Source organism: Vibrio hannami (assembly GCF_029589055.1).
Classification (GTDB): domain Bacteria; phylum Pseudomonadota; class Gammaproteobacteria; order Enterobacterales; family Vibrionaceae; genus Vibrio; species Vibrio hannami.
This window is the reverse complement of the sequence record NZ_JARQZP010000003.1, coordinates 1,529,910-1,547,334: the sequence shown is the minus strand read 5'-3', so window position 1 is coordinate 1,547,334 and position 17,425 is coordinate 1,529,910. Positions and strand designations below refer to the sequence as shown.

The window sequence follows — 17,425 nt, the reverse complement described above, 5'->3', positions numbered from 1 at the left end:
AAGCAGGTTGAGTAAGTTTCCGCCTGCTTTATGAGAGGATATTTCTATGGAAGTTTCGAAATCAGTCCATGTAATGAGTAAGCCAACAGGTTCAGTTTGCAACTTGGATTGTGATTACTGTTTTTACCTAGAAAAAGACAAGCTTTATCCTGAAAGAAATGATAATTGGAAAATGGCAGATAAAACCTTAGAGGTTTATATCAAGCAGCATATTGAAGCTCAACACACCAACCAAGTTACTTTCGCATGGCAAGGTGGTGAGCCTTTGATGATGGGGGTTGGATTTTTTAAACGAGCGTTGCAACTACAAAAGAAATACGCAAATGGAAAATCTATCGAAAACACGCTGCAAACCAATGGATTACTGTTGAATGATGAGTGGTGCAAGCTTTTTAAAGAGAACAATTTTCTGATTGGAATCTCTATTGATGGTCCTGAACATCTACATGATAAATATCGAACAAACCGTTCTGGAAAGGGTTCATATCAAAAGGTGAAAAGCGCAATTGAAATGCTTCGTACTTATCAAATTGAATTTAATACGTTAACCGTAGTGGGCAGTCATAATGTGGATTACGCACTTGAAGTATATTCACATCTTAAATTACTTGGAAGCCAGTTCCATCAATATATTCCTTTGGTAGAGAGAAGCGCTGTTCAGCCTACGGCAGAAGGTATCTATTTAATTAGCCCTGAACACAACAGCCTTGCTCAAGTAACAGAATGGAGCGTTCCATCGCTTAAATTTGGACAATTTCTTGCGACGATATTTGAGTATTGGGTAAAGAAAGATGTAGGTCAGATATTCGTCCCTTATTTTGACAATACACTTGCGGGCTGGGCGGGCGAGCAAGGAAACATGTGTACTATGGCAGAGCGTTGCGGGAGTGCATTTGCTATGGAAGCCAATGGTGACGTTTATAATTGCGACCATTATGTTTACCCTGAATTTAAATTAGGGAATATTCATTCCACAAGCATCAATGAGATGAACTTTAGTACTCAAAACTACGAGTTTGGAATCAAGAAAAAAGAACTCAATAATAAGTGCAAACAGTGTCGCTATGTGAAACTGTGCCACGGTGGCTGTCCAAAGCAACGGTTTGTCTCGCAAGCGAATGATCTGCCCCATAACTATTTGTGTGAGGGCTATGAGCACTTTTTTAAGCAATCCGAAGCCAAAATGAAAGTGATGTGTGATTTATGGTTTCGTGGGCGCTCACCCGCGGAAGTGATGTTTATTTAAAATTGAAAATAGTTATCGCACCAGATTGAAGGGCTTGACAATATACGTAGAACTTATCCCGTCATGCTCCTTCGCTAATGACATCTTTGTTGCGTAATTTGTGTAGTGGTACATTGTGCGTAATTCGCCTTATCGATTTATCTCAGACTTCTAAGGACTACAGGAACTCAGTTTAACTGGCGGCTTTCAATAGTTACGAGGTTCAGAACTCCAGCAAAGCTTTCCCAATCAAATCGACCAGCTCAAGGATCTGAATTTGAGATTCTCGATGGTAAAGAGAGATGCCATCAACCTGCTGGTCAAGGGCGATATTAATATGGCTTATTTGATCGAGTGTAGAACTTTGATAGCTTACTGCCAGCACTTTAAGTCCCTTCCTCTTAGCGTTCTGAGCCATCTCTACAACGGCTTTTGTTTCGCCTGATTTGCTTACCAACAACACCGTCCCTGTATTTGCACAAGTTAATTGATGAATATCGGTGATCACAAGGTGAGGGATGTTTGCGAGTGATAAGAACCTTGAAAGGTAGTTAATACTGACAATCGAAGCTCCTCTGGAATACAGATAAACCACTGGTGAAGATTTCAGTGTTTTAGCGACATCCTTTATCCGTTGAGTATTGTCAGTGTTGGTATTCGCAACGTCTGCCGTTTTATTTAGATCTTCTGCAAGCCTGTATCTGAGCTCGGTATAGCTAGCATAGCCCATCTTTTTACACACCCGGTTGACCGATGTTGTTGTGGTCAATGCTTCGTTAGCGATTGTCTTTGCTGATATCTCTGGTAAATCACTGGCATGACTGATCAGAAACTCGTATATGTTGCGCTCTATGCCACGGAATGTATTCATCGATTCTACTAGTATTTAAAGTGGGTTTTGGGCATTCAAGGAATGACTAAATAAGCCCATCTATTACGCTTTAAAACGCAACTTAAATCTTTGATGCATGTCACATATGTATCGTGATACGTAAGTTGTACCATGAAACAGTACCGAGGGATAAATCACCTGAATATACTGTCGTCAGAACTAATAAACAGGTAGATTTCCATGACGAAGAAAAAACTGGTTGCTGTAACCGCCTGTCCTACAGGCATTGCACATACATTTATGGCTGCCAAAAAAATTCAGAGTTGGGCTGAACAGAACAACTATGAAGTTAAAGTAGAGACGCAAGGTAGTGATGGCGTGAAGAACCGCCTTACTGCTCAGGATATTGCTACTGCAGATGGCGTCGTACTGGCGATTGACGTTCCAATCATGGACATGGAACGTTTTGACAACGCCAATCCGGTAAAAGTGCGCACTCAGGAACTGATCAAAAACTTCAATGATCTATTGCCTACTGTGTTCAGCAGAGGTAAAGAAAAGTCAGATGCGTCAGAGAATATTGTGGAAGAGAAACGCTCTGCGTATCAGGTAGCCATCGGTCATATCATGACAGGTATCAGCTATATGCTTCCGGTGGTAGTACTGGGCGGATTGCTGATGGCTGTTGCCAAGATTACCGGTGAGTTCATTGATATCTCCGGAACGCCAATTCAGACCCTCGATAAGCTTGGTTTTATGACTATCAAGTTTATGTACCCAATATTTGCGGCGTATCTTGCTTACTCTATTGCCGGTAAACCTGCTCTGGTTCCTGCCTTTATTGGCGGAATAATGAGTGATGAGGTTTACAAGCGCTTCTTCGACCTTGAAGGCTGGGCTCCTTCCGGTTTCTTCGGTGCTATTGCGATAGGTTTCCTTGTCGGTTACCTCGTACGTTACCTGAATGACACCATTAAGGTTAAGCAAGAACTGACGACACTCAAGACGATGTTGCTAGTGCCTGCGGTAACGGGTGTAATTATGGTGCTGGCAATGGAGTATGTGATTAATCCATTCTTCGGTGCGGTAAACATCGCCATGATTAACCTGTTTACTGAAGCTGGTGATGCAGGTCGTGGTGTTTATTCTATGGTAATCGCGGCGGGCACAGCCTTTGACCTTGGTGGTCCAATTAATAAAGCGGCGGGTTCAGTAGCGCTTGGTTTAAACGGCATGGGCGATGGCTTTGACCTTATTGCTCGTGAGCTGGGTATTGTCATTCCACCTATTGGTGTTGGCCTCGCTGCATTCCTTGATGGTAAATTCCGTCGCCGTGTCTTTTCTCGTGAAGAGCAAACAATCGGTAAAACTTCTCTGATGCTTGGCATGATTGGTATCTCTGAAGGTGCAATTCCGTTCATCCTTAAGAACCCAAAGATGATTCCTATCATGATTCTTGGTTCTATCATCGGTACTCAGCTAGCAGTCGTACTTAACGTATACCAGAGCCTGCCACTTCCTGCGGTATGGGGTTGGTTCCTGTCATCGGATCCGGTGAGCTACACCATTTCGGTCCTTGTTGGTTCCGGGTTTATTGCAGCAGCACTTCTGCTGTGTACCAAGCCTGAATCAAGCAAAGCTTAACAACAAAAAGCCGGGCGAATTCCCCCGCCCGGCACTTCCTTCAAAATAGATTATTAAGAGAGCGTGCCATGACTAAGGTTCATGTAGTTCCGCATACTCACTGGGATCGTGAGTGGTATTTTACGCAACAAGACAGTGACGTCCTCGCAACTTACAACTTTACAAAAGTTATCGAAACACTAGAAAACGTTAAAGAATACAGCTGTTACCACCTGGATGGTCAGAGCTCGATAGTCGAGGACTATCTTAAGGTGTTGCCGCATATGCGTGAGCGTATGGCGAAATTGGTTTCTGAAAAGAAGCTGTTTATCGGCCCATGGTATACCCAGACAGATACATACAACGTCGCGGCAGAATCCATTATCCGCAACCTGAAATACGGTATGCATATCGCCGAAGAGCTGGGTCATAGTATGATGGTTGGTTATCTGCCGGATACCTTTGGTCATAACGCGCAGATGCCAACTATCTTCAAAGGTATGGGTATCGATAACATCGTATTCTGGCGCGGCGTGGACTACGATTCTCAGATCGAGAAATCGAACTTTTTCTGGCAGTCTGCTGGTGGTGACACCATCTACGCTTACAACCTAGTTCACGGTTATGGTGCGGCTAAGAACATCGTTCCTGATGATGCTCATCTTGATAAAAAAATCTTCCCGATGGTGGAGAAGATCAAACAATTGTCTGGCCTTGATGAGGTGTTGATTCCATCGGGTGGTGATCAGGTAAATATTGATCCACGCCTGCCTGAAACGCTTGCTATTGCTACTGAACGTTCAGCGGAAGATGTCTATTCAATCTCTTCAATGGAGAGCTTTGCTGAACACATGCGAAGCAACTCTGATGAATTTGAAACCTACGTTGGTGAATTCAAAGCACCTCGCTACACACGCATCCATAAGACCATTGGTTCGGTTCGCTACGATATTAAAAAACTGAACTTTGAAATTGAACAGTTCCTGTTGAAGAAGCTTGAAGTGGTAATCGCTATCGCTAAAGCTCAGGGTATAACGGTTCAGACGGAACTGGTTGATATCGCCTGGAAGAAGATCCTTGAATGTCACGCTCATGACAGCATGGGTGGTTGCAATAGTGATGCAACTAACGCTGACATTATGCATCGTCTTAAGCAGGCGGAAGAGATCTGTCATGGCCTGTTCAATCTGGTTATCAAAGAGCTTGCCGATAGTTATGAAGACAACAATGTGTTGCTGTTCAATGGCCAGATCAAACCGTATAGCGGCATTGCTAAAGTTACGTTATTCTCCAAATCTTTAGATGTCGTTCTGAAAGATAATGGTGCTGTTCTTCCAGCTGAAATTTTGAGTTACGAAGAACTGGATGGCGGAAAAGTCATCGAGGTAACAAAGGATGGAGAGAAAGAAGTACCAGTTCCTCCGTACTACCGAATTGAACTGAATGTAAGCGTTAACGATCTGCCTTCTATGGGATTCAAGGTGCTTGAAGTCACTGAGCTAGATCCTTCGGAGAGTGTAACTCCACGCCGTTTAGTAAAAGATTCAACTTTGCCAGTGATTCACAATGAAGATCTTCAAGTAGCGCTGGAAGAAGGTGAACTTTATCTGCACCACAAATCGAGCGGACGCCATATTGCTCAGCTGATTCGCTTTGAAGAGCAGGCAGATGATGGTGACTCTTATGACTTCTCACCATTAAGAGGCGATTCTCCGCTTTACTCTCAGAAGCTAGAGTGGACAGCGACGCGTCACGGCGAAACAGAACAGATTCTTTCTATCCGCGCTGAGCTGAACGTGCCTTTAGATTTGGATGAACGCAAACAAAACAAAGCATCTGGTACCGCAAGCTTTGATATCGACTTAACACTGACTAAAGGTCTGCCTCAGTTGAAGGTTGATGTTCGTACTATCAACCAGATTAAAGATCATCGTGTTCGGGTTATTCTGAACTCTGATATTACAACGGATACCTCGATTGCGACTCAGCCATTTGCCTTGATGGAGCGACCTGTTTCTGTAGATGTCACCGGTTGGAGAGACAAGTTCCGCGAGTGCCCGATTGATATTGAAACGACTGATGGCTCAGTAGCGATCAAAGATGCTGAGAAAGCGATGATCGTTCAGGGTAGGGGGCTAAAAGAGTTCCAGATTCTGAAAGGCGAATCGAGCGACCAGATTGCGATCACGCTGTTTAAATCCACTGGAGTTTTGGGTAAGGACGATCTGCATTGGCGTCCGGGACGTGCATCCGGCATCAATAACACTGTGGTTTATACGCCAGACGCGCAGCTTCAGTCGGAGATGACGTTTGCCTTCTCTATCGCGTTTGCAGATAACGCGGAACACAAAACGGTTCGTGAACTAGAGCAAGGTTATCTAAACCAGCCGTTCAGTTATCAGAAGCAGTCGTTAAACAGCTTTGAAAACCGACTTGAGCGTTTTCAGGTTAGCTTTGAGAAACGACAGGTGCAGCAGCAGTTTAGCTTGTTTGAACTTGATCAACCGCTAGAGCTTTCAAGTATCGGCCACTCTTTCTACAAAGAGAATGCAGTGATAGTGCGCCTGTTTAATACAACCAGCGAAGTAATAACTCTGGATGCATCGGCATTCTCGCACTTCCAAGAAGTAGAGGTTGTGAATTATCGGGAGTCAGCAGTAGATAGCGATGAACCGTTTGTTATCCGACCAAACAACAGCATCGATTTAAGGCTGACGACTAAGGCTAACTAAGCAACGGGTATGAAGATGATTAGTGACAAGATTTATAGCAAAGTTTCGTACCTGTATGGTGACGAGCAGGCTTCTGAAATTACCAGCTCAATTCTTGAGTTGATGACAAAGTGGCGAGGAAACTCGGCAAACTATTCTGATTGGGTAGATGAGCAGACGTCCTACCTAATCACCTATGGAGACAGCATTTCTGAATCAGGTGTGCAAACACTAGATACCTTGAAGTGTTTTGCTGATAAGTATCTTAAGAATTCTATTAGCAATATTCATATTTTGCCGATGTTCCCATACACATCGGATGATGGGTTCAGTGTTGTTGACTACCGCAAGGTGAATCCAGAGCTGGGTGACTGGAAAGAGCTGAACGCTCTTTCTGAGAACTTTGACCTGATGTACGACTGCGTGATCAACCATATCTCAAAGAGCAGTGACTGGTTCCAGCGTTATCTGGCTGGTGATGAGCAGTATCAGGACTACTTTATTGATGCCGATCCAAAGCAGGATTACTCAAGCGTGACCAGACCGCGAGCTCTGCCATTGTTAACGCCGTTTAAAAAGGCCAATGGCGATACGGCTCATGTGTGGACAACCTTCTCTGAAGATCAGATTGATATTAACTTTAAGAGTCCAAAAGTGCTTTTAGAGAGTATCGATATCCTTTTGATGTATGCCTTTAATGGCGGGCGTTCAATTCGTCTGGATGCGATTGGTTTTATCTGGAAAGCACTGAACTCAAGCTGTATTCACCTTGAGCAGGCGCATGAGATCATCAAGCTATGGCGATTGATTCTGGATGAGGTGGCTCCGGGAACACTTCTGATTACAGAAACCAATGTGCCGCATAAAGAGAATATCTCCTACTTTGGAAACGGCGATGAGGCTCATATGGTCTATCAGTTCCCGCTTCCGCCGCTTACACTGCATGCGTTCCTGAGTGGAAACAGCGACACTCTGACAGGTTGGGCTAAAGGCCTAACAAGGGAAGCGATGGCAAGCCTGAACGCAGGAAGAAAGACCACTTACTTTAACTTCCTTGCGAGCCATGACGGTATCGGTGTAAGACCGACGGAAGGTATTCTAAGTGATAACGATCGCTTGGATATGTGCCGCGAAGTTGAACGTAAAGGTGGCAGAGTTAACTACAAGAACAACGGCGATGGTACTCAGTCACCTTATGAGTTGAATATCAACTACCTGAGTGCGATTAGCGAGCCAGATGATAGTGCTGAGATTAAGGCGAAGAAGTTCCTGGCTGCACAGTCTATTTTGCTATCGTTTATCGGGGTGCCAGCCATCTATGTTCATAGTTTACTGGGAAGTGAAAACGATATTGATAGTATGGTTGAGTCAGGTATTAACCGACGCATTAATCGTGAAAAGCTGAAGTTTGATAGTCTTGAGGCAGAACTAGCGGAAGTTGGTTCGCTAAGACAGCGTGTATACAGCCAGATGATTGATCTTCTGGATATCCGCAAACAACAGAAAGCATTTTCGCCACAATCGTCACAACAGATACTGGAACTGGGAAGTAACCTGTTCGGGATGATAAGAGGTGACGGAGATAACGCAGTTCGTTACGTGGTGAATATTAGCGATAAACCGCAAACCGTTTCTCTATCTGCGTCCGGCCTGGATCTTGTTTCCGGTGAGAATCTAGAGAGTGAATTTACTTTAAGCCCATATAAGTTTGTTTGGTTAGTACAGGAATAAGGAGTCGAATATGAAACTTGCACAACTTACTTCAGAACAACTCATCCTAAAAGATGTTGTATTTGAGGATCGCCTTGAAGCGATAAATGTACTGGTCGACAAGCTTGAGCTGAGTGGAAAACTTACCGATAAGCAGATGTTTATTGATGCAGTGCTGAAACGCGAAGAAGAAGGCCCAACGTGTTTAGGAGAATATCTGGCTGTGCCGCACGGTAAGTCTGAAGCGGTTATTGAGCCTGTTTTCGCCTGCGCCTTTGTTAAAGAGGAGCTAACCTGGCAAGGCCTGGATGGTGATGAGCCAGTCAATATGATATTCCTGCTGGCAATTCCGCCAGCGCAAGCTGGCTCAACACATATGACATTACTCACCACGCTGACATCTTCGCTGGTGGATGATGATTTCCGCGAATCGTTACTGAATGCTGCAGATACTAAGGAAATTATGCGTCTGTTTGGGGCGGATGAGCCTGAAGAATCTAGTGAGCCCACTGAACAGCAAGTAGTACATCAGGAAGATGAAATGGCTCAGGATATCAGCCGTGTCGCTTACCCTGTAGTGTTGGGTGCTGGCCTTCTTGTTTCCGCGTTCTTGTTTATGCTTTTATAGTAGAGCGGTTTATTGTTAAACCTCACAATGTTGCGTTGTGAGGTTTAATTTTGAGTGGAGTTCGTAACCTGACGATAATAGCTATCGTCTTGTCTTTTCCATATTCAGCAAGGTTCTTTTTCGCTCTAACCCCCAGCGGTAGCCGCCTAGAGAACCATCACTTCGCAGAACTCGATGGCAAGGGATAAGAATCCCGATTGGATTTTTACCACAAGCGGTTCCAACTGCTCGAACTGCTTTCGGGTTCTCGATATGCTGTGCAACCTCGCCATAGCTCATCACTTCCCCTTCTTTGATACTTAAAAGAAATTGCCACACTTTGATTTGAAAAGCCGTTCCTCTGATATCAAGTGGCACATCGGGCTTTGGTGCCCCCTGACTGATATGCTTATCTAATGCCACCATCCAGATATCCAGCTCAGGTGCGTTCTGTGCTTCTGAAAGTATAAGCTGAGCTTCAGGGAACTCATTAGCCAGAAGAGTGAACAGGGATTGTTTGTCGTCTCCAAACTGTACTGAGCATACCCCTTTATCGGTTGCCGCCATTATCATGTGGCCCAGCGCAGTTTCCCGACATGCGTAATAAATGGTTTCTCCTTTACCGCCAGCTCGGTACGCTTTCGGCGTCATACCTATATTTCGGCTCGCCTCACCATATACCCGGCTAATTGAACCATAACCTGATGAATAAATAGCGTCTGTCACCCCTTCTCCCTCTTTTAACGAACGCTTGAACTTTCCCATACGCACTGCATCCTGATAATGCTTAGGCGATACACCAAACATTTCTTTAAAAGAACGTTGTAACCGGGAAGGCGAAAGGCCAGCGATCTCGCCCAACTGAGCAAGTGTCATTTTGTGTTCGGCATGACTTTCGATATAGCGAGCTAGATCAATGAGTTTCCGACTACGTTGACTTGGTCTCGTTGGATTGCAGCGCTTACAGGGACGAAACCCTGCTTGCATTGCGGTTTTGATGTCAGAGAAAAACCTCAGATTTTCCGGGTTTGCTTCTTTGGTCGAGCAGGAAGGCAAACAAAATACGCCAGTGGTGATAACGCCATAGTAAAACTGTCCGTCAAAGGCGCTATCTCTTTGAGCTACCGCAATTCTCATTTTATTTTCAGTAAGTGTTGGCATATTTACGCTCGGTGTTTAACGGGTTTATATATGATCTCATCACCCGTTATCTCACCATACTAAGCTTGATGATGCCATCCGATTCTTGCCGGTTACTATTCCTTTTAAACCCTATTTTTTCCTCAATATAAAGTATTGATATGTGAAATCTTTAGCTGCGGATTTCTCATAAATACTAATCTCTCGTTTGATATCAATGATCGCTTGAGAGTCTTGCATGATTGGTTCTAGCTCTTTTACTCTCTCTGCTAGTGGTAGCCAGTAGTTTTGCCAGGCATCGACACCTAGTGAGAACTGAGAAATTAGCTCATAACCTGCTTTTGCAAACTGCGCCTCTCTTGTCGAAATGGTTTGGATATCTGGGTAGTCAGAAAGCCAGAACTGCTCTACTTCTGGATCTGGTGTCTCAGTTAGCCATACAAGGTCACTGACAATAAGAATACCGCTATCCTTAATGAGTGGTTTCCATTCTTTGAGCGCCTTTTCCATACCCATAATGTAGACACAGCCTTCAGCCCATAGCGCATCGAAGCTTTGCGGTTCAAATGGAAGTGAAGTCATTGAAGCGTTAACGGGTGTCACCCTATGACTTAGCTCTCGGTGAGAAAGTTTTTGCTTTAGTCGCTCAATGGCTGAAGGTTCATTATCGACAGCAGTGATCTGCGTCTCTGTTTGCTCGGCAAGCAGTGTGGTTGATGTGCCTTTACCACAGCCAATTTCTAGTAGTGTCTGGGTATTTTCTGGTAGCTGTGAAATCGCTTTTAAAGTTCCTGCTTCGTTACCTGGCCCCCAGCGCTCAAGTGTCTCGAATACAGTCATAAAGTCTTGCATGTATTTGTCATGTTCATTCATATCTTTAGATAACCATTTAATTCTTAGTGCTTCTTTTTCGTCAAATCCTTGCTGGCTAAGCCAGTTAAGGTGCTCTTCTGGGGCGCTTTCACTCATAACGCTGTGCATCTCTCTTTGTGAGCGCTCACCAAGTAAACCGAGCAATAGGTCTCGAGCCTGTATTTTTTGTGCAATCTCTTCATTCAACTGCACCAGGCGATCAGAGAGCACACTTTTATCTAACTTGGCATCCAGGCAGGTTTGGCACTCTTTTAAGGTTAAGCCCGCACTCTGCAATTGCTGAATCAAGAACAAGCGCTGCATATCTCGTTCGCTGTATTGGCGATAGCCGTTACTCAATCGCTTACCCTGAATTAGCCCTAGTTTTTCGTAATAGAGTAAGGTGGTGCGAGATATCCCGGCCTTCGCCGCCAGTTCTGAAATGAAATACATATTGAACAAGCCCTTAAAATTGCTCAGATGGTTAAAGCATAAAGTGTAAAGCTATAGACAGGTCAAGGCCAACAGACCCTATCCCTAACATCCAAAAATAGTTCAAAAGCACTAAAAAAGTGCAAGCATTTGAGTTTGTACGAAGAGGTGATTTTTATTTTTTATATAAATCAATGATTTAGGTTTTTCGTGTTTTTGGCACACTATTGGCTTTATATAGAGTGATACATTCTCGTTCTACTTTCGTTAGGCATTTGGCGCCTTTGGCATTTATGGCAAAGGCGCATTTTTTTGCCATTTTTTCAGGAAAGTGAATGTAAAAAGCCCTTCCAACGAGAAGGGCTTGGGGATAAACGTCAAAGGGGGGACGTAATTAAAGAGACGGATTCATGATCTGTTGAGTTCTTTCGAATACATCCAGACCTTGCTGTTTTAGCCAGTAAGGGATATCGATAAGCACCCAGTTTTCACTTAGCTTGTCACCTTCACGGCAGTAAACATCCACAACCTGCATATCTGCACGGATTTCACCACCAGGCAAGCCAAGGAAGCCACCAATTGGCGTGTTCGATAGGTTTGGCCATCCGAAGAAACAAGCGAAGTTGCCTTCTGCGAAACGACATACGTGGCCGTTAAACTTCTTGTCTTTAAGGTTGTTACGGAACGGTAGCTGGTGCTGCTGTTGGTAACGTGGGATAGTGTAAGAAGCACCGATGCCGCATGGTCCGTACCAGATCATGTCCTTCTTCCAGGTCTTCTCCAGTACTTCGGGAGGACAACCCATCGCGCCACTTTCGTTTAGCGCGGTAAGATCGTCAACCATACGGTTCACAAGAGCCAGTGTTTCAACACCTTCTTGTTCTGGTGCATCTTCAAATAGCAGACCATCGTGAGTACGAGGACCAGGATATACAAAGAACTGACCAGTTGAAGGAGCAAGAGGATAACAACCTGCCTGGCTCATTACGCCCAGAAGATCCAGGAACAGACCTGTCTTAGTAATTTTGCCATTTTCTACACAAGTAAACTCTGCATAGCGGATGTTCATCATCTTGCCTGTTGCGCGAATACCTAGCCAATCTGCGTCGAAAAGACCCATGAAGTGGCCCATGCTCATTACCCACTGTTCGCCACTAATTTCATTAGTGCCACCGATGAAGATATCCTGACGACGCTGCATGCTAGTCATTGATTTCATCAGAGGAGCCCAGAAAGTTTCAGCTGCTGCTTCTGCTCCCTGCTGCTCGCGGAACGGGTAAACACCACGCCATAGGTAGTCTTCACTAGTACGTTCCTTCAGTACATTTGCAACGGTTTCTGGTGTTGCATTTTCCATCGCATCAAAATATTCACGAACGATGCGTTTGGTTTCCTGGTACTTACTCATTTTTTAATATCCTGATTTCAGATTTAGGTTTTGTTATCCGGCCTGCTTTCACAGGCCGTTAGCACTGACGTTTTGTAATTATTTAAATTTAGTTAGCTACAGGCTCAGTCTTCTGTTCGGACTTTTTTGCAAATATGCCTGTTTTCAAAGTTTCAGGTAGTGATAGCCAAATCAGACCTGCGATGATCCATACGATAGGTGAGCCCCACATCGCTGTAGTAAGGTCGGTACGGTCTTTGATAAATACCAACACCATTGGTGCCCACATACCGATAATACGACCACCGTGGAATAGCGCTGCACCGAAGCTTCTTAGGTGAGAAGGGAACAGCTCTGAGAAGTAACCACCCCATACAGCACTTGAAGAAAGACCAAAGTTATAGATAAGGCCAAGGATTGCCAGCATGTTGATGCTGCCGATCATTACATCACTTGGTGCTACGAAGAAGATAGCCGCCATTACACCCGCTAGGATAAAGCCGAATGCGTTAACTTTACGTCCGTATTTATCTGCAATAGCACCCCAGGTCCATGCGCCGAATAAGCTACCAAACGCAGAGATAGAGAAGATAATACCTACTGTGGCACCGTCAAACTGGCGCACTTCTTTCAGATAAGTGGTTACGAACCCACCGAAGAACTGGTAGCCGTAGAAGTTAAGACCAGCAAGTAGAAGACAGGTTAATGTCAGACGGCGGTATGGGCCTGAAAGCATTTCACCCCAAGAGCCTTTCTTCGCTGGCGCATTTTCTGTTGCCTGGTTTTCTTCTTCTCCGTACGCGATATATTTCTTATCACTTGGAAGAATGAATACCATTACAGCAGCGGCAACTAGCGGCGGAATACCACCAACCCACATAATACTCTGCCATGGAGCGTCGATGCTGGAGATAAATGCTGCATACGCACCCATTACCATTAGAGCAACAGAGAACATACTTGATGCAAAAGCAGTCAATTTACCACGAACGCTTGGTTTGAACAGGCCGATCATTGTCGATACCGCTACAGTGAAGTAACCACCAAGAGATATACCGATGATTAAACGCATCAGAGCCCATGTTGTGTAATCAGTAAACATCATGTTGATGATGGTTGCGCCACCATTCAAAGCCGTGATTGCGATAAGAGTGGGTTTTTTACCAAAGTTTGTTGCAAACCACGCGCAGCTCAGAGCACCGATAAGCGCACCAACCGACTGCCAGGTATAGAATTGAGCGGTGTCCGCTAGGCTAATGCCTTCATAGGCTTCAACGATGTAAGGACGAACGTAATCGATAATTACAAAGTTGTAGCAGTAAAAAAAGTACCCAACAAGAATAGCAAGGTAAGCTGCGATTCTCTGTATCAATGGAACTTCGTTCATGTGTTTTTTAGTCATGAGCGATAAATCCTCTATTATTCCGTTAGCGATAAAGTGTTGTTCAACCAAACAGCGAATAATTGTCTTGCTGTTTGTGTCTGTGTGACCGAAGTCCTGCTTGTTCGGTGTATTTTTATACTAAACGTGATCGGTGAAGATAAACCGTGATCAATGTCAATTTCAAAATGAATGCGTACCCATTTTGTTTATATGCGTGACGTAGATCTCAATTGAATGGTGAATTATATAATCTGGCTGATTATGTTGATGATTGTCACATAAAATGACGGGTTACTATCATGAGGCCTGATTAAAAGGTAACCTAATTGACCAATGGAAGGACGTTTAAGTTATCAATAAAAAGCATTTCAAATAAATATGGTTACGTATTCAAGTTTTGTTGTCATGGGGCTTTACCTGCTTACTACGCTGTTTATCAGTTATCGGGTAAACCGAAAAAGTAAAGCTCGCGGGGACTTTTCAACCGGAAACAGGCAGTTCGGTTGGTTTACTGCTGGTATCTCTATTCTGGCAACGTACATAAGTACGATGACATTTTTGGGTATGCCCGGGTGGATTTATTCTACCGGGATGCAGGCGTTATCCATTCATCTAAACTATCCGATCGTCATTTTCTTTGCTGTGGTGTTTTTTATACCGGTGTTTTACAAGCTAGGGCTTACCTCGATATACGAGTATCTCGAAATGCGCTTTGGCATTGTCGCACGCACGATCAATTCAGTTGTATTCATCCTGGTTCAGTGTATTTCCGCTGGGATTATTCTATATGGCGTATCTCTGATAATGGTGCAGGTATTACCGGTGACGGTAAAAGAAGCGATCATCTACATATCCCTGTTTACGGCGCTTTATACCTATGCCGGGGGGATATCAACGGTCATCTGGACAGATATGCTGCAGTCTGTGGTGTTATTTGTAGGGTGCGCAGCGATATTTTATATCTTGCTTGGGGGAATTGACGGAAACTCCATTGCTGCAAGTCTTCCTCAGATTCAGGAAAAAATGGCGATCGTTAACCTGGACGTTACGCTGCAAAAAGATACAACACTATTCGCTGGTGTGTTTGCTGTTGCTTTCCTGCACCTGAGTGTTTACGGCTCAAATCAGCTGATTATCCAAAGAACGTTGGCAACCAGGAACGTTAAAAATGCGCAAAAGTCCATGCTACTGGTTGGTTACAGCGCCTTCGTTATTTATCTATTTTTCAGTGTGATAGGTATCCTACTGTTTGTGTTTTATCAAGGTCAGGAGTTCACTAACAGCAACAACATCATTCTGGATTTTGTATTCAATCATACTAATCCGATAGTCATCGGCTTAATTATATCTGCTATTGCTGCCGCAGCGATGTCTACCCTCGATTCAACCTACAACTCTATAGCGACAGTGGCGACTTTCGACATCTATAAACGTTTTCTGAATGATAGCGCTGCAAGTGCACATTATGACGGTGTTGCGAGAAAGCTGAGCCTTGTTGCGGCGGGTATAGTGATTGTTCCGGCGCTGTTATCCATATCGAATGAATCTGTACTTAAATCCGTAGCCAGTATGACATCCATTTTTGTGGGAATTCGTTTGGGTTCGTTTGTACTGGGGCTTGCGTTTGAGAAGGCCAACGAGAAAGGAATTATCATCGGTAGCCTATTGAGTATTGTTGCTATCTATATTTGCCGTACTGAAGGTGTGTCCTGGCCCTGGTTCGCACCAATCGGGACAGTAGTATTTGTTGTGTCAGGTTTAATTACTAGTCTTTTATGGGGAAAAAATAGCGAAAGTCAGTTAAAATTTATAGATACGCAGAAAGATTTATATTGTAAACCTGACATGAGTCAGCTGATGCTTCTGGTGTTCGCTGCTCTTACTGTTGTTTCCTGTTTTTTTATTCCGGATTGGCTACTATCAGCCTTGTCTTAGTGAGTTATTAGCATGTTATCGATTTTTGATATCTATAAAATTGGTGTTGGACCTTCCAGCTCCCATACAAATGGCCCAATGATCGCGGGTTATCAATTTGCTGAAAAAATAAAACCGTTTCTGGATACGGTTGTTAAAGTACAAGTTGATCTTTATGGTTCGCTGTCTTTGACCGGTCGTGGGCACCATACGGATAGAGCAACAGTTCTTGGATTGATGGGGAACCGCCCGGACTGCATTGATATTCCTTCTGCTAATAAGCTGATGCGCGACTCGTTTTCTGAAAGTTGTCTAATGTTGTGTGGAGAGAAGAAAATCAGCTTCGACAGACAAGCAGATATTATTTTTCATACAGACAACTTGCCGATGCATGAAAATGGTATGAGTATTTCTGCGTTTGGTACAGACGGTGAAATGCTCGACAAAGAGGTTTATTACTCGATTGGCGGTGGATTTATCGCTACCGAAGACGAGCTGAAAAATCCAAATGGCCAGAAACAAACAGAGTTGGAATTTCCATATCACTCCGCAGAGGAACTACTGAAACAGGCTGAAGAGAATGGTTATTGTCTTGGTGGTTTAATTCTCCGTAATGAGTTGGCTTTTCATACCAATGAAGAAATCGACAGAAAGGCAGAACAAATCTGGAATATTATGTCGAACTGCGTTGACCGAGGGTTGGAAACCGAAGGCATTCTTGATGGTGGCCTGAATGTAACCCGCCGTGCTCCAGCATTATTGAAAAAGCTGGAAGCGAATCAGGGGCTAACCGCTGACCCTATGGAAATCCTTGATTGGGTTAATGCCTTTGCCTTTGCTGTTAGTGAAGAAAATGCAGCAGGTGGGCAAGTGGTAACTTCGCCTACCAATGGTGCAGCTGGTGTGATTCCTGCGGTGCTAATGTATTACCACCGCTTTATTCGAGAGCTCGACCTTAAGCAGATTAAGGACTTCCTAGCCGTTTCTGGTGCTATTGGTGTTCTTTATAAAATGAATGCATCGATTTCCGGCGCTGAAGTTGGCTGTCAGGGTGAAGTCGGAGTGTCATCTTCTATGGCCGCGGCTGGCTTAACGGCACTACGGGGCGGCAGCAATGAACAGATCTGTATTGCTGCTGAAATTGCAATGGAGCACTCTTTGGGAATGACTTGTGACCCAATTGGTGGTCTGGTTCAGGTTCCTTGTATTGAACGAAACGCGATGGGCGCAATGAAGGCGATAAATGCTTCTCGTATGGCGTTGAAACGCACGAGTAAATGTCTGATATCTCTCGATAAGGTTATCGATACCATGTACCGAACCGGTAAAGATATGAATAAGAAATACCGTGAGACATCACTAGGCGGGTTGGCAGAGACAATCCACCTCGCGCCTCCTTGTGAATAAAGACGACCTAGTCTCTAACTTAGTTGATTAAAATGGCAGTAACATGACCTAAATGTTGCTGCCAAAAGTGATATTTCTCTAATACATTCAATACATAAGCCTCTCCTTATACTATTTTCAAAATGAATATTGACTAAAAGTTTATATTTATTCATTATCCGATTTTTATTCTACTTATTGATTTTATTACTTTTTAAGAGC

12 protein-coding genes are annotated in these 17,425 nt (G+C 44.0%); 7 read left to right on the top strand and 5 right to left on the bottom strand.

Going from position 1 to position 17,425, the window contains the following annotated elements:
* Positions 1 to 46: 46 nt before the first annotated feature.
* The gene (locus tag P7F88_RS08660; RefSeq protein ID WP_277823744.1) at positions 47 to 1,246 is read left to right on the top strand and encodes an anaerobic sulfatase maturase; all 1,200 of its coding nucleotides are present in this window, start codon (positions 47 to 49) and stop codon (positions 1,244 to 1,246) included.
* A gap of 202 nt (positions 1,247 to 1,448) precedes the next feature.
* Here P7F88_RS08660 and P7F88_RS08655 read toward each other — a convergent pair whose 3' ends face one another.
* Complete coding sequence (locus P7F88_RS08655) at positions 1,449 to 2,096, bottom strand: MurR/RpiR family transcriptional regulator (RefSeq protein ID WP_277823742.1); 648 nt, start codon at positions 2,094 to 2,096, stop codon at positions 1,449 to 1,451.
* A 201-nt stretch (positions 2,097 to 2,297) separates the two neighbouring features.
* Here P7F88_RS08655 and P7F88_RS08650 point away from each other — a divergent pair, with 201 nt between their 5' ends.
* The 4 genes from P7F88_RS08650 (at position 2,298) to P7F88_RS08635 (ending at position 8,729) form a co-directional block, all read left to right on the top strand.
* A complete protein-coding gene (locus P7F88_RS08650) occupies positions 2,298 to 3,701 on the top strand; it encodes a PTS fructose transporter subunit IIC (RefSeq protein WP_277823740.1) in 1,404 nt (467 codons plus the stop codon).
* A gap of 68 nt (positions 3,702 to 3,769) precedes the next feature.
* Positions 3,770 to 6,412: a glycoside hydrolase family 38 N-terminal domain-containing protein gene (locus P7F88_RS08645; protein ID WP_277823737.1), complete on the top strand. Its 2,643-nt coding sequence runs from the start codon at positions 3,770 to 3,772 to the stop codon at positions 6,410 to 6,412.
* 15 nt (positions 6,413 to 6,427) lie between these two features.
* The gene (locus P7F88_RS08640; protein ID WP_277824581.1) at positions 6,428 to 8,122 is read left to right on the top strand and encodes an alpha-amylase family glycosyl hydrolase; all 1,695 of its coding nucleotides are present in this window, start codon (positions 6,428 to 6,430) and stop codon (positions 8,120 to 8,122) included.
* A gap of 10 nt (positions 8,123 to 8,132) precedes the next feature.
* On the top strand, positions 8,133 to 8,729 hold the full coding sequence (locus tag P7F88_RS08635) for a fructose PTS transporter subunit IIA (protein ID WP_277823735.1): 597 nt from the start codon (positions 8,133 to 8,135) through the stop codon (positions 8,727 to 8,729).
* Between the two features lie 81 nt (positions 8,730 to 8,810).
* Here P7F88_RS08635 and P7F88_RS08630 read toward each other — a convergent pair whose 3' ends face one another.
* From P7F88_RS08630 to P7F88_RS08615, 4 genes are all read right to left on the bottom strand, one after another.
* Entirely contained in the window at positions 8,811 to 9,845 is a 1,035-nt protein-coding gene (locus tag P7F88_RS08630; RefSeq protein WP_277823733.1) for a bifunctional transcriptional activator/DNA repair enzyme AdaA, read from the bottom strand.
* A gap of 135 nt (positions 9,846 to 9,980) precedes the next feature.
* The gene (locus P7F88_RS08625; protein WP_277823731.1) at positions 9,981 to 11,153 is read right to left on the bottom strand and encodes a MerR family transcriptional regulator; all 1,173 of its coding nucleotides are present in this window, start codon (positions 11,151 to 11,153) and stop codon (positions 9,981 to 9,983) included.
* Positions 11,154 to 11,526: 373 nt separating this feature from the next.
* Positions 11,527 to 12,540 (bottom strand): nuclear transport factor 2 family protein, encoded by a 1,014-nt coding sequence (locus P7F88_RS08620; RefSeq protein ID WP_277823729.1) that lies wholly within the window; start codon positions 12,538 to 12,540, stop codon positions 11,527 to 11,529.
* An 88-nt stretch (positions 12,541 to 12,628) separates the two neighbouring features.
* Positions 12,629 to 13,921, bottom strand: coding sequence for an MFS transporter (locus P7F88_RS08615; protein WP_277823726.1), 1,293 nt, complete (start codon positions 13,919 to 13,921; stop codon positions 12,629 to 12,631).
* A gap of 360 nt (positions 13,922 to 14,281) precedes the next feature.
* Between P7F88_RS08615 and P7F88_RS08610 the strand changes: the two genes are divergently transcribed.
* Positions 14,282 to 15,838: a sodium:solute symporter family transporter gene (locus P7F88_RS08610; RefSeq protein WP_277823724.1), complete on the top strand. Its 1,557-nt coding sequence runs from the start codon at positions 14,282 to 14,284 to the stop codon at positions 15,836 to 15,838.
* A 12-nt stretch (positions 15,839 to 15,850) separates the two neighbouring features.
* On the top strand, positions 15,851 to 17,224 hold the full coding sequence (locus tag P7F88_RS08605; protein WP_277823722.1) for an L-serine ammonia-lyase: 1,374 nt from the start codon (positions 15,851 to 15,853) through the stop codon (positions 17,222 to 17,224).
* Positions 17,225 to 17,425: the final 201 nt, after the last annotated feature.

Coding starts and splice junctions, on each gene's coding strand:
- P7F88_RS08660 (WP_277823744.1), top strand. CDS start 47: ATGGAAGTTTCGAAATCAGTCCATGTAATGAGTAAGCCAACAGGTTCA.
- P7F88_RS08655 (WP_277823742.1), bottom strand. CDS start 2,096: ATGAATACATTCCGTGGCATAGAGCGCAACATATACGAGTTTCTGATC.
- P7F88_RS08650 (WP_277823740.1), top strand. CDS start 2,298: ATGACGAAGAAAAAACTGGTTGCTGTAACCGCCTGTCCTACAGGCATT.
- P7F88_RS08645 (WP_277823737.1), top strand. CDS start 3,770: ATGACTAAGGTTCATGTAGTTCCGCATACTCACTGGGATCGTGAGTGG.
- P7F88_RS08640 (WP_277824581.1), top strand. CDS start 6,428: ATGATTAGTGACAAGATTTATAGCAAAGTTTCGTACCTGTATGGTGAC.
- P7F88_RS08635 (WP_277823735.1), top strand. CDS start 8,133: ATGAAACTTGCACAACTTACTTCAGAACAACTCATCCTAAAAGATGTT.
- P7F88_RS08630 (WP_277823733.1), bottom strand. CDS start 9,845: ATGAGAATTGCGGTAGCTCAAAGAGATAGCGCCTTTGACGGACAGTTT.
- P7F88_RS08625 (WP_277823731.1), bottom strand. CDS start 11,153: ATGTATTTCATTTCAGAACTGGCGGCGAAGGCCGGGATATCTCGCACC.
- P7F88_RS08620 (WP_277823729.1), bottom strand. CDS start 12,540: ATGAGTAAGTACCAGGAAACCAAACGCATCGTTCGTGAATATTTTGAT.
- P7F88_RS08615 (WP_277823726.1), bottom strand. CDS start 13,921: ATGACTAAAAAACACATGAACGAAGTTCCATTGATACAGAGAATCGCA.
- P7F88_RS08610 (WP_277823724.1), top strand. CDS start 14,282: ATGGTTACGTATTCAAGTTTTGTTGTCATGGGGCTTTACCTGCTTACT.
- P7F88_RS08605 (WP_277823722.1), top strand. CDS start 15,851: ATGTTATCGATTTTTGATATCTATAAAATTGGTGTTGGACCTTCCAGC.